This window comes from Pseudomonas paraeruginosa, from assembly GCF_003025345.2.
In the GTDB taxonomy this organism is placed as follows: domain Bacteria; phylum Pseudomonadota; class Gammaproteobacteria; order Pseudomonadales; family Pseudomonadaceae; genus Pseudomonas; species Pseudomonas paraeruginosa.
In genome coordinates this window covers 4,865,909-4,885,852 of sequence record NZ_CP020560.1, presented here as the reverse complement: position 1 = coordinate 4,885,852, position 19,944 = coordinate 4,865,909, and the positions used below count along the sequence as shown (strand labels likewise).

Below are 19,944 nucleotides of genomic sequence, written 5' to 3'. Positions count from 1 at the left end.
GGTCGTTTCACGACCGGGGCGGCGTCGGCATCAGGGCTGGTTGGCTACGCCATAGAAGGCGTTCCGCGAGAAGGGACTGATCTTGAAGCCGTGGACCGACTTGCTCATCGGCTGGTAGACGGTGGAGTGGGCGATCGGGGTGATCGGCACCTGCTCCTTGAGGATGTGCTGGGCCTGCTTGTACAGCTCGCTGCGCTTGTCCTGGTCGGTGACCCGCTTGGCTTCCTTGACCAGCTTGTCGTAGCCGGCGTCGCACCATTTGGAGACGTTGTTGCCGTTGATCGAGTCGCAGCCGTAGAGGGTCGCCAGCCAGTTGTCCGGGTCGCCGTTGTCGCCGGTCCAGCCGAACAGCATGGCGTCGTGCTCGCCGGCGTGGGCGCGCTTGATGTACTCGCCCCATTCGTAGCTGACGATCCTGGCCTTGATGCCGATCTTCGCCCAGTCGGCCTGGATCATCTCGGCCATCAGCTTGGCGTTGGGGTTGTAGGGACGCTGTACCGGCATGGCCCAGAGGGTGATCTCGGTGCCTTCGGCGACGCCGGCTTTCTTCAGCAGTTCGCGGGCCTTGGCTGGATCGAACGGGGCGTCCTTGATGGTCTCGTCGTAGGACCACTGGGTCGGCGGCATGCCGTTCACGGCCAGTTGCCCGGCGCCCTGGTAGACGGCATCGATGATCGCCTGTTTATTCACCGCCATGTCCAGCGCCTGACGCACTTCCAGCTGGTCGAACGGCTTGTGGGTGACGTTGTAGGCGATGTAGCCGAGGTTGAAGCCCGGCTGCGACGGCACCTTCAGGTTCGCCGCTTCCTGCAGGGCCTTGAGGTCGGCGGGGCGCGGGTTGAGGGTGATCTGGCACTCGCCGGCCTTGAGTTTCTGCGCGCGCACGGCGGCGTCGGTATTGATGGCGAAGATCAGGTTATCGATCTTCACGTCTTCCGGCTTCCAGTAGTCCTTGTTGCCCTTGAAGCGGATCTGCGCGTCCTTCTGGTAGCGACTGAGAATGAAGGGCCCGGTACCGATCGGCTTCTGGTTGATCTGCTGCGGCTTGCCGGCCTCTAGCAACTGCCCGGCGTATTCGGCGGACTGGATCGAAGCGACGTCCATCGCCAGGTTCTGGATGAAGGCGGCGTCGACCTCGTTGAGGGTGAACTTCACCGTGTGCTCGTCGAGCTTCTCGACCCTGGCGATGTTCTTGTCCAGGCCCATGTCGGTGAAGTAGGGGAACTCGGTGGGGTAGGCCTTCCTGAACGGATGGTTCTTGTCGAGCATGCGCTGGAAGGTGAACAGCACGTCGTCGGCGTCGAACTCGCGGGTCGGCTTGAAGTAGTCGGTGCTGTGGAACTTCACGCCCTTGCGCAGGTGGAAGGTGTAGGTCTTGCCGTCGTCGCCGATGTCCCAGCTCTCCGCCAGGCCGGGGATCGCCCGGGTGCCGCCGCGCTCGAACTGGACGAGGCGGTTGAACAGGGTGACCGAGGTCGCGTCGTAATCGGTACCGGTGGTGTACTGGGCGGGATCGAAGCCGGCCGGGCTGCCCTCCGAGCAGAACACCAGGTTGCTGGCGGCGTGGGAGAACGGGGTGCCGAGGATCAGACCGGCTGCCAGCCAGGCCCGAACGGGAAGGATCTTACGCATGCAAACCTCATTTTTTCTTTTTCTAAGGGCATCGTCTGAGGATCGGCCTTGTGGGCCATGGCAACTCTCGCCTTTCCATGGATGGCGGATGACAGCCATGGACCCTGTGCGGCGACAGCGATCGTCCGCTTGTTGTTGGTCGACGATTCGCTGATGCCGAAATTAAGTCATGCTGAAATTGGGGTCAACGAAAATTAAGCATGACTAACATTTCTCTTACGAAAACGTTTGCCTGACAGGGAGGGTTGGCGCGTTGCGGCTGCGTCAGGGCGCCGGATGGTCGTCGAACAGGCCCATGGTGGTGATGGTCAGGACTTCCGCCACGTCGTTGCCGACATTGGCCAGGCAGTGGGTCTTGGTGGCGTCGAAATGCACCGAGTCGCCGGCACCGAGAGGATACTGGCGGCCTTCGATGGTGTAGACGATCTGTCCGGAAAGAACGTAGGAGAACTCCGCGCCCTCATGGGAAATCAGCTCGGACTGATAGCCCACCGGCATGTTCATCTTCACCGCGTTGATCAGGTTGCCGGGAAAGGAGCTGGACAGGCGCTCGTAGGCCAGCGGCTGGCCCTCGATGGTGTAGCGCACCCGTTCGCCTTCGTGGGAATCGGGCTGTGGCTGGGCCGGTTGGTCGAACAGGGCGTTGAGCGGGATGTTCAGCGACTTGGCGATGTTGGCCAGGGAGGAGATCGATACGCCGGTGAGGTTGCGCTCCGCCTGGGAAAGGAAGCTCGCGGTGAGACCGGATTCGCTGGCGACTTGGTGCAGGGTTTTCTTGGCGGCGCGGCGATAGCGACGCAGGCGTTCGCCGATGCGGTCTACGGTCATTGGGGAGACTCTTGTTGAAAGGCGCAGTATACCCAGCGCGGTGCGTCAATGAAGTCTGACAGATGAGCTACCCGAGGCAGTATTTTTTAAGTGTGACTGAAAATTTGCTTTGACCTGAATTTAAGCTCGACTTAAATTTCAGCCCGGTCCAGACGAGGAGAACAACAAATGACCGTGGGTGTTGGCGGTAGTACCCCTGAGCAGGCGCTGGCGCGTCTGCGGAACATGACGGACGGTGCGCAGCCGATCGGCCTGCCGGCCTATCGCCAGCGCATCGCCGCGGCCCAGGCCTGGATGCGTGAGCGCGGCATCGCCGCGGCCTACCTGCATGCGGGCAGCAATCTGCGTTACTTCAGCGGTGTGCAATGGCACCCCAGCGAACGCCTGGTGGGCGCCCTGCTGCCCGCCGAAGGAGCGCTCGAATACCTTGCGCCGGCCTTCGAGGAAGGTACGGTACGCGACTTCCAGGTGGTCGACGGCATCATCCACACCTGGGAGGAACACCAGGATCCCTACCGCCTGCTGCTCGAGCGCCTGGCCGCGCTCGGCATCGACGAGGCGCGTCCGGTCGCGTTGTGCCCGACCTTGCCGTTCGAGATGTTCGACCGGCTGCGCCGGCTGGCGCCGGCGCGGTCCTTCGTCAGCGCCGCGGCGCTGGTCGACCAGGGGCGGATGCGCAAGTCGGCCGAGGAACTGGCGCTGATGCAGCGGGCCAAGAACATGACCCTGGAAGTGCAGAAGGCTGCGGCGAGCATTCTCCGCGAAGGCATCAGCACCACCGAGGTCGCCGAATTCATCCACCAGGCGCACCGCAAGGTGGGCGCCCCCGGCTCGACCTTCTGCATCGTCCTGTTCGGCGCCGCCAGCGCCTTCCCCCATGGGGTGAAGCACGCGCAGGTGCTGAAGGGGGGCGACATGGTGCTGATCGACACCGGCTGCCAGCTCCACGGCTACCAGTCGGACATCACCCGCAGCTACGTGTTCGGCATGCCCAGCACTCGTCAGCGCGAGTTCTGGGCGATGGAGCGTGACGCCCAGCTGGCGGCCTTCGACGCCGCGCGCCTGGGCCAGCCCTGCGAGGCGGTGGACGCCGCGGCGCGGCGTTCGCTGGAAGCCAACGGCCTGGGGCCGGACTACCGCTTGCCCGGCCTGCCGCACCGCACCGGGCACGGCATCGGCCTGGACGTCCATGAAGGTCCCTACCTGGTGCGTGGCGACCGCACGCCGCTGGACGTCGGCATGTGCTTCAGCAACGAACCGATGATCTGCGTGCCCGGCGAGTTCGGCATCCGCCTGGAAGATCACTTCTACATGACGGCGCAGGGGCCGTGCTGGTTCACCCAGCCGAGCCCGTCGATCGACGATCCGTTCGGCCTGCAAGGCTGAGCCGCGCGCCGGCGGCGAGCGGGGGCCTGGACCCCGCTGGCATCGCCGGCTGTTCCCTCACTCCAGCGTGACCCGGGAAAAGTCCCGTGCCGACATCGGGCTCATGCGGTAACCGCCGACGTTCTTGCGTTGCGCGTCGAACATCAGCGGGTGGGCCAGCGGCAGCCAGGGCATCTGTTCGTGGAAGATCCGCTGCGCTTCCTTGTACAGCGCTACCCGTTGGCTCTCGTCGTTGCTCATGCGCGCCTTGCGGATCGCCTCGTCGAACGCCTTGTCGCACCAGCGCGCACGGTTCTCGCCGGATTCCACCGAGGCGCAGCCGAGGTTGTGGGTGAGGAAGTTGTCCGGATCGCCGTTATCGCCGATCCAGCTGTAGAGCATCATGTCGTGCTCGCCAGCCTTGGTGCGCTTGACCATCTCGCCCCATTCGAACTGGCGGATATTCACCTGCAGGCCGATCCCGGCCAGGTCGGACTGGATCAGTTGCGCCACCCGCGCCGGGTTGCCGCCGGGGCCGCTGCCGGTGCTGATGTAGAGGTTCAGCGGGGTGCCCGGGGCGACCCCGGCTTCCTTCAGCAGGGCCTTGGCCTGTGCGGGGTCGTAGGGCCAGTCGTGGATGCTGTCGTCGTAGCCGAGCAGCATCGGCGGGTACGGGCCGATGGCCGGGCGGGCCTGGTCGCCGAAGACGATCTTCAGGTAGGACGGCTTGTTGAAGCCCAGGGAGATCGCGCGGCGCACGCGGGGGTCGTCGAACGGCTTGTGCCGGGTATTGATCGCTGCGTGGGAGGTGATCATCGCCGCCTCCTGGAGCACGGTCAGCTGCGGGTCCTGGCGCAGCGCTGCGATGTCTTCCGGCTTGGGCGTCAGGGCGATCTGGCATTCGTTGCGGCGCAGGCGCTGCACGCGCACGTTGGGGTCGAGGGTGATCGCCAGCACCAGGTGGTCGATGGCCGGCTTGCCCTTCCAATAGTCGGGATTGGCCGCGTAGCGCACCTGAGCGTCCTTGCGGTAGCGGGTGAAGACGAACGGACCGGTGCCGATCGGCTTGCTGTTGAGTTCGTCGCCCTTGCCCAGGGCGATCAACTGGCCGGCGTACTCGGCGGAGAGGATCGAGCCGAACGGCATCGCCAGGTCGGCCAGGAACGGCGCCTCCGGGTGCTTGAGGACGAAGCGCACCTGGTGCTCGTCGATCTTCTCGATACGCTCGATGATCTCGCGCAGTTGCATGGCGTCGGCGTAGGGGTAGCCGCTGGGAGAAAGGTCGTGGGCGGGATGCCGCGGGTCGAGCATGCGCTGGAAGCTGAACAGCACGTCGTCGGCGTTGAATTCGCGGCTTGGCTTGAAATAATCGGTGCTGTGGAATTTCACGCCTTGGCGCAGGCGGAAGGTGTAGACGAGGCCGTCAGCGGAGATGTCCCAGCTTTCCGCCAGGGCCGGGATCACCGTGGCGCTGCCCGGAGCGAACGCGGCCAGCGCGTTGTACAGCGGATGGGCGGAAGCGTCGAAGGTATAGCCGGAGGTATAGCGGGCCGGATCGAACCCTTCCGGCGCCGCTTCGGTGCACACCGCCAGGGTCTTCGGCTGAGCCTGGATGGCGGCGCTGGCGGCGAAGGCGAGCAGCAGCAGGCTGTAGCGCAGGGCAGAGCATGGTCGCATGGATGACTCCTCTGGAACGGGACGGCCGGGTCGGACGCCCCGGGGGGAGACGCCGCCGCGCTCGTGGCGGGGCGGCGCGGCTGGCAGGCGAAGCTACTTGCCGACGCTGACCTCGTAGAACGAGTTCAGGCCGAAGGGGCTGATCTTGAAGTCCCGGACCGTCTTGCGCATCGGCTGGTAGACGGTGGAGTGGGCGATCGGGGTGATCGGCACCTGCTCCTTGAGGATGTGCTGGGCCTGCTTGTACAGCTCGGTGCGCTTGCCCTGGTCGGTGGTGCGCTTGGCGTCCTTGACCAGCTTGTCGTAGCCGGCGTCGCACCATTTCGAGAAGTTGTTGCCGTCCACCGCGTCGCAGCCGTAGAGGGTGCCGAGCCAGTTGTCCGGGTCGCCGTTGTCGCCGCTCCAGCCGATCAGCATGGCGTCGTGCTCGCCGCCCTTGGCGCGCTTGATGTATTCGCCCCACTCGTAGGTGACGATCTTCGCCTTGATGCCGATCTTCGCCCAGTCGTTCTGCAGCATTTCCGCCATCAGCTTGGCGTTGGGGTTGTAGGGACGCTGTACCGGCATGGCCCAGAGGGTGATCTCCGTGCCCTCGGCGACGCCGGCCTTCTTCAGCAGCTCCCTGGCCTTGGCCGGATCGTAGGGCGCGTCCTTGATGGTCTCGTCGTAGGACCACTGGGTCGGCGGCATGCCGTTGCTCGCCAACTGGCCGGCGCCCTGGTAGACGGCATCGATGATCGCTTTCTTGTTCACCGCCATGTCCAGCGCCTGGCGTACTTCCAACTGGTCGAACGGCTTGTGGGTGACGTTGTAGGCGATGTAGCCGAGGTTGAAGCCGGCCTGCGACGGCAGGTTCAGGTTCGGGTCTTTCTTCAGTGCGTCGAGATCGGCGGGGCGCGGGTTGAGGGTGATCTGGCACTCGCCGGCCTTGAGCTTCTGCGCGCGCACCGAGGCGTCGGTGTTGATGGCGAAGATCAGGTTGTCGACCTTCACTTCGCCCGGCTTCCAATAGTCCTTATTGCCCTTGAAGCGAATCTGCGCATCTTTCTGGTAGCGGCTGAACACGAAGGGCCCGGTACCGATCGGCTTCTGGTTGATGTCGCTGGCCTTGCCCTGCTTGAGCAGTTGCGCGGCGTATTCGGCGGACTGGATCGACGGGAAGGGCATCGCCAGGTTCTGGATGAAGGCGGCGTCGACCTCGTTGAGGGTGAACTTCACCGTGTGCTCGTCGAGCTTCTCGACCCTGGCGATGTTCTTGTCCAGGCCCATGTCGGTGAAGTAGGGGAACTCGGTGGGGTAGGCCTTCCTGAACGGATGGTTCTTGTCGAGCATGCGTTCGAAGGTGAACAGCACGTCGTCGGCGTTGAATTCGCGGGTCGGCTTGAAGTAGTCGGTACTGTGGAACTTCACGCCCTTGCGCAGGTGGAAGGTGTAGGTCTTGCCGTCGTCGCCGACCTCCCAGCTCTCCGCCAGGCCGGGGATCACCCGGGTGCCGCCGCGCTCGAACTGGGTCAGCCGGTTGAAGACGGTCTCCGCCGCGGCGTCGAAATCGGTACCGGTGGTGTACTGGGCGGGATCGAAGCCGGCCGGGCTGCCTTCCGAGCAGAAGATCAGGTTGCTGGCGAAGGCCTGGGGAACACTGGCGATCAGGGCGGCGCCGAGCAGGGACGGCATGATCGCGGAGCGGATGACGGCGTTTCTACGCATGGAATGACCTCTGGTTATTTTGATTGTCTGCGAGGGACAGCCTCGTGAGCTGTCTTGCGCGAAGCTATGCAGGGCATGTGCCGGCCGCAAGCGTCGAGGTCGGTTCAGTGTAGATGTTGTTATCTGGTTGAAAGGGAATGTCGCATTTTCGAATTTGCGCAAACGCGATCTGGGCGCGTTTGCCGCGCGAGCGACAGCGGCAACGCAAGAGGCAGCCCCTGGGCTGCCTCTGGTGGTGCGGCGAGGTTCCGGATCAGGGCATCTGCACTTCGATCACGCCGTCGGCGTTCACCGTGACCTGGCTGGTACCGGCCTCGATCTCCGGCGCCTGGGCGCCACCGAAGCTGGCGTCGGCCTTCATCGCCGCCATCCGCATCACCGGATACGGGCGCGGTGCGCCGGCGCTGTTCACGTTCAGGCTGACCAGCTTGTAGCCTTTGCCGCCGAGTGCCTCGGTGAGCAACTGGGCGCGTTCCTTGAACGCGTCCACAGCGCCTTTCATCAACTGCTCCTCGTTCTTCTTGCGGGTCGCCTCGGCGATGCTGAAGTCCATGCCGCCCATCTTCAGCTTGCCCAGCAGGTCGGCGGAGAGCTGGCCGAGGGCGGCGAAGTCGGAGCTTTCCAGGCGCAGCTCGGCGCGCTCGCGCCAGCCGGTGATCTTCTGGCCCTTGTCGTCATAGACCGGGTAGCTGTTGCGGCTGCCCAGGCTGATGGTCACGCCCTTGACCTTGCGCGCGTCGGCGACGGCGGCATTGAGGACGCTGGTGGTCTCGGCGGCGAGCTTGGCCGGGTCGCTGCCCTGGCTTTCGCTGTAGAGGGTGACCTGCATCAGGTCGTGGGCCACCTGCTGGCTGACTTCGGCGTGCAGCGAGACCTGGTTGTAGCGCGGCGCTTCCTCGGCCACCGCCGAGAGGCTGGCGGCGCAGAGGGTGACGGCGGCGGCCAGGCGGGAAATCGCGGACATTGGGCAACTCCTTGTACTTGAGGCTGAATTCACACTGTAGAGCATGGTTCCGGTGGGCGCGGCGAGCGCGCCTGCAAGCCGGTCTTGGACCCTGAGACGGAAGTTTTTCGCAAAACGGGTTAGGCGATTTCGGAAAAAACGAGAAATTTACTGATCTGGGCCCTGACAGGGTCCGGCGAAACAGGGCAGGATGGCGACCTGCGAGGTTTCTGAGTCACTTTGCCGCAGAGTTGCCGACAGTGTCTTGGCTATACTCGCGCTTATTCCGGAAGAAAACATGCGCGCACCGGTTTTCCTGCTCTCCGCCAGTCGCCAGAATCTTGGCCGTCTGCTCCTCATCCGTATTCTCGTGCTGGCCGCGCAGGCCGGCTCGGTGGGTTTCGCCTGGCTCTCCGACCTGCTGCCGCTACCCTGGCTGGCGCTGGGCCTGACCCTCGGCCTGTCCGCCGGCCTGATCCTGTTCACCGCCCTGCGCCTGCGCGCGCCATGGCCGGTGACCGACCAGGAATACGCGGTGCAACTGGCCTGCGACCTGATCATCCACAGCACCCTGTTGTATTACTCCGGCGGCTCGACCAACCCCTTCGTCTCCTATTACCTGGTACCGCTGACCATCGCCGCGGCGACCCTGCCCTGGATCTATTCCATGGTCCTCTCCGGCCTGGCCCTGACCGGCTACACCCTGCTGCTGATCTGGTACCACCCGCTGCACCTGCAGGCGGTGCAGCACGAGGCGATGCTGATCAACCTGCACCTGTTCGGCATGTGGCTGAACTTCGCCCTGTCGGCGGCCTTCATCACCTTCTTCGTGGTGAAGATGTCCGAGGCGCTGCGTTGGCAGGCGCACGTACAGGCCGAGCGGCGCGAGGAAAGCATGCGCGACCAGCAGTTGCTGGCGGTGGCCACGCAAGCGGCCGGCGCCGCGCACGAACTGGGCACGCCGCTGGCGACCATGAGCGTGTTGCTCAACGAACTGCGCCAGGAGCGTCCGCAGGATCCGACCCTGCAGGAAGACCTGGCCCTGCTGCAGGAGCAGGTCAAGCAGTGCAAGCACACCCTCCAGCAACTGGTGCGTGCCGCCGAGGCCGACCGCCGCCAGGCGGTGGAAGAGCAGAGCGCCGCCGAATGGCTGGAGTCGGTGCTGCGCCGCTGGCACCTGATGCGCCCCGAGGCCTCCTACCGCTACCAGTGCCTGGGCCTGGGCGCCGCGCCGCGCCTGACCCCGCCGACCGACCTCAGCCAGGCCCTGCTGAATCTGCTGAACAACGCGGCGGACGCCTGTCCCGACGACCTCGACATCCGCCTGGACTGGGATAGCAGCAATATCTGCCTGAGCATCCGCGACCATGGCGTCGGGGTGCCCCTGGCGATCGCCGAGCAGATCGGCAAACCGTTCTTCACCACCAAGGGCAAGGGCTTCGGCCTTGGCCTGTTTCTCAGTCAGGCCAGCGTGACCCGCGCTGGTGGAACGGTGAAGTTGTATAACCACGAAGATGGCGGCACTCTGACCGAACTGCGCCTGCCGCGCATGTACGGGATGGCTTGAGTGATCCGTCTGAGAGGCCCTGCCTATGTCTGAAGAGCTGCTCTTCGAAGGGGAAGAACATCCCCATCTCCTGCTGGTGGACGACGATCCCACCTTCACCCGCGTCCTGGCGCGGGCCATGAGCCGCCGCGGCCTGCGGGTCAGTACCGCCGGCTCCGCCGAGGAAGGCCTGGCGCTGGCCCAGCAGGACACCCCGGACTACGCCGTGCTCGACCTGAAGATGGAGGGCGATTCGGGACTGGTGCTGCTGCCGAAACTGCTGGAACTGCACGCGGACATGCGGGTGGTGATCCTCACCGGCTATTCCAGCATCGCCACCGCGGTCGAGGCGATCAAGCGCGGTGCCTGCAACTACCTGTGCAAGCCGGCGGACGCCGACGACGTGCTGGCCGCGCTGCTCTCAGAGCACGCCGACCTGGACACCCTGGTGCCGGAGAACCCGATGTCGGTGGATCGCCTGCAATGGGAGCACATCCAGCGCGTGCTCGCCGAGCACGAGGGCAACATCTCCGCCACCGCCCGCGCCCTGGGCATGCATCGACGGACCTTGCAGCGCAAGCTGCAGAAGCGGCCGGTCCGGCGCTGAAGCGAAAATGACGCCAGGGGCGCCGCAGGGCGCCCCTGGCGTTTTCGCTTTCCGTCGATTCGCGCTCGGTTTCGCGGATTCCACCGGTCGCCGGGGATATCCAGCGGGCCGAGCAATCGTTAAGATGCAACTTTCATAAATCGCACGACCAGGGATTGATCATGCGTATCTTCGGTTCGAGTGCCGGCTGCCTGTCGGTGCTGTTCGGACTGGCCTTCGGGCTGCCTGCACTAGCCGAGCCCTCGGTGGACCTGGATGGTCCGACGGCGGGCTGGCGCTATTCCGGCCTGCTCGAACAGCCCGATGCCCCGCGTGTCGCCTATCCGACTCCGCCCATCGATCGCGGCGGCCAGCGCGGCCGCAGCCTGATCGAAGGACATCTGCGCGAACTGGTCGGCACCGAGCGCGCCCAGCGCCTGGTGGTCAACGGCAATCCTCTCCCTCTCTATACCGACGGCGTCGGGCGTTTCGTCCGCCCCTATGCGTTCGGCCATGGCTCCAATGGCGTCCAGGTCGGCAGCGCCGACGGCAAGATCCTCAAGCGCGTGCAGTTCTACGAGGCCAACCGCTCCCAGGTGCCCCCGCGCGTACGCGTGGTGCTCGGCTGGGACGACCCCAAGGCCGAGCTCGACCTGCATATCGTCACCCCCGATGGCCAGCACGCCTATTGGGCGCATCCGCGCCTGAGCAACAGCGGCGGCCTGGATCCGGACGGCGTCGACGGGCCCGGCCCGGAGATGTTCACCATGGGCGCGCCGCTGCACGGCACCTACCTGATCTACGTGAACTACTGGGGCAACCTCAACAACCAGGGCTACAACTTCCAGGCCGGCAGCAACGTACAGGACGTGATCACCGCCCAGGTCAACCTGGTGTTCAACGAAAACAGCGTCGACGAGAAGCACGAGACCTTCGTCGTGCCCCTGCGCACCATCGGCGACCTGGTGCTGGTCAAGACCTTTACCTACTGAAGCATCCCCCTCGTACGGATGACACGGGATTAGCGAACCATGAGCGAGAACAATACCCCTAGCCCTGCCAACGGAACCCCTGCGCCCGCCGCTGCGCGCCCGCGAAGCGCCCTGTGGCCGGTGCTGGGGATCGTCGCCGCGCTGGCCGCCGGCGGTGTGCTGGCCTGGCAGATGGGCTGGCTGGAGCGGCTCGGTAGCGGTGGCCCGGTCGAGGAGGACCTCGGCCAGCCGATCGGCGCCCAGGCACCCGCGGACGCCGCCGCGCCACGCGCCTACCGCGACCTGCGCAAGCCCGACGCGCTGATCGAGAGCGTATCGCTGAGCCGCCTGCCGAAGGAAATCCTCGAGGTGCCGCTGCTGCGCGATACCCTCACCGAGGACTTCGTCTTCTATTACGAGAACAACGGCGACCGCCTCGGCCTGACCGGTACGTTGCGACGGATCATCTACGAACACGACCTGACTCTGAAGGACAGCCTGGTCGAGGAACTCCTCGACCAGCCGGCCCAGGTCGCCCTCTGGCGCGGCGCCGACGGCCGCCTGCGCGACTTCGTGGTGGTGCTCAAGCGCGGCGGCCTGGCACGGGTGCTCGAGCCGCTGGCACATATCGCCGCAGACGACCAGCAGTTGCGCAAGGTCGGCGAGCTGGCTGGAACCTCGGTCTATCGCCTGCGCTACGGCAACGACAAGGCGATGCTGTTCCTGTCCAAGGGCGACCGGCTGTTGCTGCTGTCGAACCCACGAATGCTCTTCGACGATGGCGGCGAAAGCGACGACAGCCCGTTGAACGGTCCGGCCAGCGAGGAACTGGCGGCGTTGATCGATGGCGACGAGCTGTTCCCCGAGCGCTTCGGCCTGCCGGACCGTGGCGAGCTGCGCCAGCGCATCACCCTAAATGCCAGCGTCCTGGCCATGGGCTACCAGCGCTTCATCCCGAGCTTCGCCGGGGTGCGCTTCGAGAAGGGCGAGCAGGGCTGGAGCAGCTACCTGGCGCTGAACGAGGTGGAGCGTCAGCCGCCGCTGGACTTCTCCCCGGTCTGGCAGGCCATGCCGATGGGCGCCAGCGCCTGCGTGGCGCTGCCGGTCACGCCCGGCCTGTACGGTGTGATGCTGGAGCGCCTGGGGGCCGAGCAGAAGATGGCCCAGGCCTTCTCCGAGCATCTCAGCGGCGCCGCCGGTCTCTGCTGGTACGCCAGTTCGCGCCTGCATTCGCCGCTGCTGGTAGGCCAGTTGAGCGCGCCGGCCAGTGTCGAGCTCGACGACGAGCTGGGCAAGCTGTTCGGCCGCGTGATCGGCGCGAAGGAAGCCAAGGTCGAGGGTGGCAGCTTCCCGGTGGACGACCGGGTGGATGGCCAGACCCGCCGCTGGACCCGCCAGGTCAGCTCGAACTTCGGCGCCTATCCGGCCAGCCAGGCGGACGACCCGGACAGCATCAGCGGCCGCGCGTTCTTCCGCATCGGCATGGCGCGGCATGGCCAGACCCTGCTGTTCTCCCTCGACGACCAGTTGCTCGGCAAGGCCCTAGACACCCTCGACAAGCGTTATCCGCCGCTCGCCGAAGTGCTGCCCAAGGATGCGCTGGTGCCAGCCTACCTGGCGCCGCAGCCGCTCTCCGAACTGCTGCAGCGGGAAACCCTCGACAGCCTGCCGCAGGACATGGAGCCGGTATTCCGCAATGCCGCCGACACCTACCTGATGCCGCGCCTGAAGACCCTCGCCGGCAAGGGCGGCTATGCCCTCGGGCTGCCTGCCGGCAGCCAGGCCAACGCGCCGTGGCAGTGGCTGCCGCTGGAATGGCGGCCGCTGTGAGGCGCCTGACGACCTTCGGCCTGGCGCTGCTCCTGCTGGCCAGCGGCGGTGCCCGTGGCGAGACCCCGGTAGCGCTCGACCCGCAGCAATCGCAGGTGTTCCGCGCCTGGTTCGTGCGCATCGCCCAGGAACAGTTGCGCCAGGGACCGAGCCCGCGCTGGCACCAGCAGGACTGCGCCGGCCTGGTGCGCTTCGCCGCCAACGAGGCGCTGAAGGTCCATGACGGCAAATGGCTGCGCGCCAACGGCCTGTCCAACCGCTACCTGCCCCCGGAGCTGGCGCTCAGTCCCGAGCAACGGCGCCTGGCGCAGAACTGGCAGCAGGGGGGCGGCCAGGTCGGACCCTACGTGAATGCGATCAAGCTGGTGCAGTTCAACAGCCGGCTGGTCGGCCGCGACCTCAACCAGGCGCGCCCCGGCGACCTGATGTTCTACGACCAGGGCGACGACCAGCACCTGATGATCTGGATGGGCCGCTCCATCGCCTATCACACCGGCAGCAGCACCCCGACCGACAACGGCATGCGCTCGGTCAGCCTGCAACAACTCATGACATGGAAGGACACCCGATGGATCCCCGACGAATCCAATCCCAACTTTATCGGCATCTATCGGCTGGCTTTCCTTTCTCAATGAATCACGTCCCAGTGAAGACCACAGCAATGAGCAACCTGCGTCGTTTCAGCCGTAGCCTGGCGGTCGCCGCCCTGGCCCTGCTGCCGTTCGCCGCCGTCCAGGCGGAAGATGCGGTGGAGCCGAGCGGCTACACGCCGATGGCCGGTGAATCCTTCTTCCTGCTCGCCGACAGCAGCTTCGCCACCGACGAGGAAGCGCGGGTCCGCCTCGAGGCGCCCGGCCGCGACTACCGGCGCTACCGCATGGAGCCCTATGGCGGGGTCGACGTGCGCCTGTACCGGATCGAACAGCCGCTGGAGTTCCTCAAGCGGCAGAAGAACCTGCACCGTGTCCTGGCCGAAGGACAGTTCAAGGGCGAAGGGCTGTCGAATACCCTGGCCTATCTCTGGGACAACTGGTATCGCAAGTCGCGCCGGGTGATGCAGCGCGCCTTCTCCTACGAGTCGCGGCAACAGGTCACCGAGGCGGTGCCCGAGCTGAAGATGGGCAACGCCATGAGCGCGCCGACGCCCTACGACGCGCAGCCGCAGTACGCGCCGATTCCCGGCCTGCCGCTGGTCAGCCAGTTCCGCTACCCGCTGTGGGACGCCAAGCCCATCGAGCCGCCGCAGGACGTCAAGCTGGCCGGCTCCTCCAGCGAGTTCATCAACGTCGTGCCGGGCAATGTCTACATCCCGCTGGGCAAGCTGAAACCGGGCCTGTACCTGGTCGAGGCGCTGGTCGGCAAGTACCGCGCCACCACCGTGGTGTTCGTCTCCAATAGCGTGGCGGTGAGCAAGGTCGCCGGCGACGAGCTGCTGGTCTGGACCGCGCGCAAGCACGAAGGCACCCCGGTGCCCGACACCAAGGTGCTGTGGACCGACGGCCTGGGCGTGATGAGCAGCGGCAATACCGACGCCGATGGCCTGCTGCGGCTCCGGCACGCCAGTCCGGAGCGCTCCTACGTGATCGGCGAGGACCGCGAGGGTGGGGTCTTCGTCTCCGAGAACTTCTATTACGACAGCGAGATCTACGACACCAAGATCTACGCCTTCACCGACCGTCCGCTGTACCGGCCGGGCGACTGGGTCTCGTTGAAGATGGTCGGCCGCGAGTTCAAGAACGCCCGCCAATCCCAGGCCGCCGCCAGCGCTCCGGTGCGCCTGAGCGTGATCGACGCCAGTGGCACCGTATTGCAAAGCCTGGACCTGCGCTTCGACGCGAAGAGCGGCGCCAATGGCCGCTTCCAACTGCCGGAGAACGCCGTCGCCGGCGGCTACGAGCTGCGCTTCGACTACCGTGGGCAGACCTACAGCAGCGCCTTCCGCGTCGCCGAATACATCAAGCCGCACTTCGAGGTTTCCCTCGACCTGGCCAAGCCGGACTTCAAGACCGCCGAGCCGGTGAAGGGCGAGATCGTCCTGCTCTATCCGGACGGCAAGCCGGTGGCCAATGCGCGCCTGCAACTGAGCCTGCGCGCCCAGCAGTTGTCGATGGTGGATAACGAACTGCAGTATCTCGGCCAGTTCCCGGTGGAACTGAGCAGCACCGAACTGACCACCGACGGCAAGGGCCGCGCCACCATCGAATTGCCGGCGGCGGAGAAGCCCAGTCGCTACATGCTGACCATCTTCGCCAGCGACGGCGCCGCCTACCGGGTCAAGACCAGCAAGGAGATCCTCATCGAGCGCGGCGCCGCGCGCTACCGCCTGAGCGCGCCGCAGCGCTTCAGCGCCGCCGGCGAGAAGGTCGAGTTCAGCTATGCCAGCGAACAGCCGACCCCGCTCAAGCCGAGCAGCTACCAGTGGATCCGCCTGGAGGACCGCGCCACCGACAGCGGTCCGCTCGCCGACGGCCGCTTCGCGCTGACCTTCGAGCGTCCCGGTACCTATTCCGTGGAGCTGCGCGACGACAAGGGCCAGCTCCTTGGCGCCACCGGCCACTCGGTGAGCGGCGAGGGCGTGAAGTCGGTGCCCGGCACCGTCGAAGTGATCTTCGACAAGCCCGAGTACCGCACCGGCGAGGAAGCTTCCGCACTGATCACCTTCCCCGAGCCGGTGGAGGATGCGCTGTTGTCCCTGGAGCGCGACAAGGTCGAGGCCACCGCCCTGCTGTCCAAGGGCGCCGACTGGCTGCGCCTGGAAAAGCTCAACCCGACCCAGTACCGCGCGCGGATCCCGGTGCGCGAGGAGTTCGCGCCGAACCTGACCTTCTCCGTGCTCTACACCAAGGGCGGCGACTACAGCTTCCAGAACGCCGGGATCAAGGTCGGCATGCCCCAGGTGGAGATCGACATCGCCACCGACAAGGAGCGCTACGAACCGGGCGAGACGGTGACCGTGACCCTGGCCACGCGCTTCGCCGGCAAACCGGTTTCCAGCCACCTGACCGTCAGCGTGGTGGATGAGATGGTCTATGCCCTGCAAGCGGAGATCGCCCCCGGCATCGACCAGTTCTTCTACCATCCGCGGCGCAACAACGTGCGCACCAGCGCCAGCCTGGCCTTCATCAGCTATGACGTGGCGCTGCCCGGCAGCACCAGCGCACCCGGACGGGCGAACCGCAGCGAGCGCGGCGTCAAGGTACTGGAGCGGCCGCGCCGCGAGGACGTCGACACCGCCGCCTGGCAGCCGGAGCTGGTCACCGACGCCCAGGGCAAGGCCAGCTTCAGCTTCCGCATGCCCGACTCGCTGACCCGCTGGCGGATCACCGCGCGGGCCATCGACGACAACGGCCAGGTCGGCCAGAAGAAGCAGTTCCTTCGCTCGGAGAAGCCGCTGTACCTGAAGTGGAGCGGGCCGACCCGCTTCCGCCAGGGTGACCGGCCAGACCTCGGTCTGTTCGTCTTCAACCAGGGCGAACAGCCGGTCAAGGCCGAACTGCTCAGCGGGCCGCCCGGCAGCCAGCGCAGCCAGACCCTGGAGCTGGCCAAGGGGGTCAACTACATTCCGCTGGCGCAACAGCCGCTCGCCGATGGCGACTGGAGCGCCGAGCTGCGCCAGGACGGGCAGGTCCGCGACCGCCTGGCGGTGCGCTTCAACCTGCTGGCCGACGGCTGGCAGGTGGAGCAGGCGCAGAACCTCAGCCTGGCGGCGGCGAGCAACCCGCTGCAACTGCCGGCGGACGCCCGCGACGTACGCCTGCGCCTGGCCGACGGACCGTCGGCGGCCTACCTGGGCAATCTCGATGATCTGCTGGAGTATCCCTACGGCGGCGTCGAGCAGACCGCCAGCCAGTTGCTGCCGCTGAGCATCGCCTATCCGGCGCTGGCCGGCGGCGAGCCGCGGATTCGCGACCGCCTGCGCCTGATCATGCAGAACAGTCGCCTGCGCCTGGTGCAGATGGCCGGCCCGGACGCCTGGTTCGCCTGGTGGGGCGGCGACGTCGATGGCGACGCTTTCCTCACCGCCTATGCCTACTACGCCGACTGGTACGCCAGCCGCGCACTGGAGATCCAGCTGCCGGCCGAACACTGGCAGCGCATCCTCGAGCCTTACGCCAAGCAGGCGGCGCAGACTCCGCTGTTGCAGCGCGCGCTGATCCTGGCTTTCGCCCGCGACATGCAGTTGCCGGTGAACACCCTGCTTGGCGGCCTGCTCAACGATCTGGCCAACGCCGGCGAAGGGCAGGCGCGCGCGCAGCCGCTGGAGGCCGATGACGGCCTGGTGCTGGGCGATCCGGACTCGGCCCTCGGCCTGGCCGCGGCGCGGGTGCTGGCGGTGGACCTGGCGCGGCAACTGCGGGTCGCGGTGCCCGCACCGCTGGCGGCGCAGTCCGAGGCGGCGACGCAGCGCCTGCGCGAGGCCGGCCTGCCGTTCACCGACGCCTTGCTGGCGTCCCGCTCGAGCGTGGACGCGCAGCAGGCCGGCGTCTTGCTGCAACGCCTGGCGCCGGCGCAATCGACCCTGGAACGCGCGCTGGCCCTGACCTGGTTGCAGGGTGTCCTGGCCCAGGCGCCTCAAGGCAAGCTGCCGCAGCCGCCGAAGGACTGGCAGGCGCAGCGCGGCGCTACTGGCGAGACCTACTGGCAATGGCGCGGCCGCGGCATCCCGAGCTGGGTCGACCTGGACGAGGCGCCGGCCCGGCCGCTGCCGGTCGCGCTCAGCTACCGCAGCGCCCAGGCGCCGAACGCGCAGTTGCCGGTGCAGATCAGCCGTCGTCTGCTACGCCTGGTGCCCGGCGAAGGGGCGTTCGAGTTCAAGGTCGAGGAGGTCGGCGACAGGCCGCTCTCCAGCGACGAGCTGTATCTCGACGAAGTGACGCTGAACGTTCCGGAGAACACCGCCCTGCGCTACGGCATGCTGGAGATGCCGCTGCCGCCCGGCGCGGATGTCGAGCGCACCACCTGGGGCATCAAGATCAGCGGCCTGGCCGGCGACGAGGCGACCACCCTGGAGCGCGCGCGCAACGAACCGGGCGAGCTGTTCTATGGGGTGCCGGTGGACAGCCTGAGTGGCGAACAGCGTTTCCGTCACCTGGTGCGTTTCTCCCAAAAAGGCAGCTTCAACCTGCCTCCGGCCCGCTACCTGCGTCTCTACGCGCCGGAACAGCAGGCCTTGGAAGCCAAGCCGGCGCTGGCCAAGGTCAAGGTCGAGTGATCGCGTTGCGCGCCTGGCTGGTCCTGCTGTGCGCCGTGCCGTTGCTGCTTCGCGCGGCGGAGGCGCCGGTGCAGCTGGCCTGGCGCACGGCCCAGGGCTACGAACTGGTGAGCCTGGATCGCCAGCGGGTGCTCGAGCGCCGGCCATTGCCGGCCGATTTGCAGGCTCCGCTGGGCAGCCTGTGGAAATTGTTCGTCTTCGCCTGGCTGAGCGACACCGGCCAGACCGAGCCGCCCTATGCCTGCCAGGGGCGCAGCCGCGAAGAGGTCTACTGCTGCGAGAATGGCCAGACGATCGGCCGTGATCGCGCCCTGGTGCGTTCCTGCGGGCTGTATTTCGACCCGCAGCGCCTCGCCGTGCGGCCGCAGGCCTGGCGCGACTACTGGCAGGCGCGCCAGGCGCCGGCCTGGCTGCTCGATCTGGAGCGGCTGCAACCGCAGACGCGGGTGCCGGTTAAAGAGCTTCTGGAACAGTTGCAGCAGTTGCCGGCCCAGGACGAAGCGCGGCGTGTGCTGCTCGACGTGGCGTTGCAGGCCGGCGATGGGCATGCCATTGCCAGTCTGGGCGGGCGCCTGCGGGTGAAGACCTGGAGCTGGCTCGATGACCGCGATCCACAGGCGCGCCAGGGCGGTTTCGCCGGCTGGCTGGTCGACGGGACGCCGCTCTGGCTCGGTGGCCCGGGGACCAGCAAGGTGATCCTGGACCGTTACGCCGAGGTGCTCGGGCGCTTCCTGCCGAGTCCGTGGCCGACCGATCCGGGCCGTTGCGTGGAAGTGAACCTGTTCAGCCGCTATCCGCTGCGTTCGGTCAGCGCTCCCGCCGGCCAACCGGCCCCCGAAGGTCTGCTGCACGGTCCGCAGCAAGTGCTCTTCGCCAACGGCAATCGCCTGGACATCGCCAGCGCCGGCGACCTCTTCCTGCAGCGGGTGGATGGCGTGCCGCGCCTGGTCGCCCGGGTTTCGCGCGAAGAGTACGTGGCGCGGGTGCTGGAGCGCGAAGCCTCGGCGCAGCCGAAGGAAGCCGCCCGCGCGCTGGCGGTGACCATTCGCACCTATCTGTTGCAGAACGCCGCACCGCGCGGCGAGTGCCTGGCCATCGATGACAGCAGCCAGCGCCAGCGCGTGGCGCCGCGCCCGGCCAGCGCGCCGGCACGGCGCATCGCCGCCTGGAGCGCCGACCTGGTGCTGGCCGGGGCGACCGTCAACTATCACTCCGACCAGCCTGGCCCGGCGCGCCTGTCCTGGAAGCAGGCGGTGGAGCAGGCCGGCCAGGGCCTGGGCTACGACAGCATCCTCGCCCAGGCCTTCCCGCGCAGCAGCCTGAGCCGCTGGGACAACCCGGTGGCCGCCTGCCAGCCGTTGCCGGCCGCCGAAGAGTGGCTGCGCAAGCAGCGCCGGCAGTGGCGCGAGCGCCTCGACCGCGAGCCCGGCTACGAGGAAATACCGAGTTTTTCCGTATGCCGCCTGGCTTCCGGGCGGCCCTATGTCGATCGCGAGCGCGAACGCATCTTCGTCCGTGGCCTGTATTCCCTCCAGGAGCGCCTGGACCTCACCCACGAATACCTGCACCTGGCCTTCCGCGCCCATCCCAGCGGCCAGGACGAAAACTATGTCGAAAGCCTGGCCCGGCGCCTGCTACTGGAATGAC

At 66.7% G+C, this 19,944-nt stretch carries 13 protein-coding genes; 8 read left to right on the top strand and 5 right to left on the bottom strand.

What is annotated here, in order from left to right:
- Window positions 1–30 precede the first annotated feature (30 nt).
- Window positions 31–1,632: an ABC transporter substrate-binding protein gene (locus B7D75_RS23145; RefSeq protein ID WP_012077256.1), complete on the bottom strand. Its 1,602-nt coding sequence runs from the start codon at window positions 1,630–1,632 to the stop codon at window positions 31–33.
- Window positions 1,633–1,896: 264 nt separating this feature from the next.
- The gene (psdR, locus tag B7D75_RS23140) at window positions 1,897–2,460 is read right to left on the bottom strand and encodes a transcriptional regulator PsdR (RefSeq protein WP_012077255.1); all 564 of its coding nucleotides are present in this window, start codon (window positions 2,458–2,460) and stop codon (window positions 1,897–1,899) included.
- Window positions 2,461–2,628: 168 nt separating this feature from the next.
- Between psdR and B7D75_RS23135 the strand changes: the two genes are divergently transcribed.
- Window positions 2,629–3,846, top strand: coding sequence for a M24 family metallopeptidase (locus tag B7D75_RS23135; RefSeq protein WP_033998188.1), 1,218 nt, complete (start codon window positions 2,629–2,631; stop codon window positions 3,844–3,846).
- A gap of 57 nt (window positions 3,847–3,903) precedes the next feature.
- On the opposite strand, the gene B7D75_RS23130 is transcribed toward B7D75_RS23135, so the two are convergent.
- The 3 genes from B7D75_RS23130 to B7D75_RS23120 form a co-directional block, all read right to left on the bottom strand.
- Window positions 3,904–5,502 carry an ABC transporter substrate-binding protein gene (locus B7D75_RS23130; RefSeq protein WP_053817740.1) on the bottom strand — a complete coding sequence of 533 codons (1,599 nt, stop codon included), beginning with the start codon at window positions 5,500–5,502 and terminating at the stop codon, window positions 3,904–3,906.
- A gap of 93 nt (window positions 5,503–5,595) precedes the next feature.
- Complete coding sequence (locus B7D75_RS23125) at window positions 5,596–7,209, bottom strand: ABC transporter substrate-binding protein (RefSeq protein WP_033998184.1); 1,614 nt, start codon at window positions 7,207–7,209, stop codon at window positions 5,596–5,598.
- 253 nt (window positions 7,210–7,462) lie between these two features.
- Window positions 7,463–8,173 (bottom strand): SIMPL domain-containing protein, encoded by a 711-nt coding sequence (locus B7D75_RS23120; protein WP_107114458.1) that lies wholly within the window; start codon window positions 8,171–8,173, stop codon window positions 7,463–7,465.
- 277 nt (window positions 8,174–8,450) lie between these two features.
- Between B7D75_RS23120 and B7D75_RS23115 the strand changes: the two genes are divergently transcribed.
- From B7D75_RS23115 to B7D75_RS23085, 7 genes are all read left to right on the top strand, one after another.
- Window positions 8,451–9,719: an ATP-binding protein gene (locus tag B7D75_RS23115; RefSeq protein WP_012077251.1), complete on the top strand. Its 1,269-nt coding sequence runs from the start codon at window positions 8,451–8,453 to the stop codon at window positions 9,717–9,719.
- 25 nt (window positions 9,720–9,744) lie between these two features.
- A complete protein-coding gene (locus B7D75_RS23110; protein ID WP_003094419.1) occupies window positions 9,745–10,305 on the top strand; it encodes a response regulator transcription factor in 561 nt (186 codons plus the stop codon).
- A 161-nt stretch (window positions 10,306–10,466) separates the two neighbouring features.
- Window positions 10,467–11,276 (top strand): YfaP family protein, encoded by an 810-nt coding sequence (locus B7D75_RS23105; protein WP_058146789.1) that lies wholly within the window; start codon window positions 10,467–10,469, stop codon window positions 11,274–11,276.
- Window positions 11,277–11,315: 39 nt separating this feature from the next.
- Complete coding sequence (locus tag B7D75_RS23100) at window positions 11,316–13,085, top strand: DUF2138 domain-containing protein (RefSeq protein ID WP_107114457.1); 1,770 nt, start codon at window positions 11,316–11,318, stop codon at window positions 13,083–13,085.
- Entirely contained in the window at window positions 13,082–13,720 is a 639-nt protein-coding gene (locus B7D75_RS23095) for a DUF1175 domain-containing protein (protein ID WP_003152479.1), read from the top strand. The genes B7D75_RS23100 and B7D75_RS23095 overlap by 4 nt, the downstream gene beginning before the upstream one ends.
- Before the next feature lie 26 nt (window positions 13,721–13,746).
- A complete protein-coding gene (magD, locus tag B7D75_RS23090) occupies window positions 13,747–18,297 on the top strand; it encodes an alpha-2-macroglobulin MagD (RefSeq protein ID WP_107114456.1) in 4,551 nt (1,516 codons plus the stop codon).
- Window positions 18,294–19,943 (top strand): YfaQ family protein, encoded by a 1,650-nt coding sequence (locus B7D75_RS23085; RefSeq protein WP_107114455.1) that lies wholly within the window; start codon window positions 18,294–18,296, stop codon window positions 19,941–19,943. Before magD ends, B7D75_RS23085 begins: the two co-directional genes overlap by 4 nt.
- Window position 19,944: the final 1 nt, after the last annotated feature.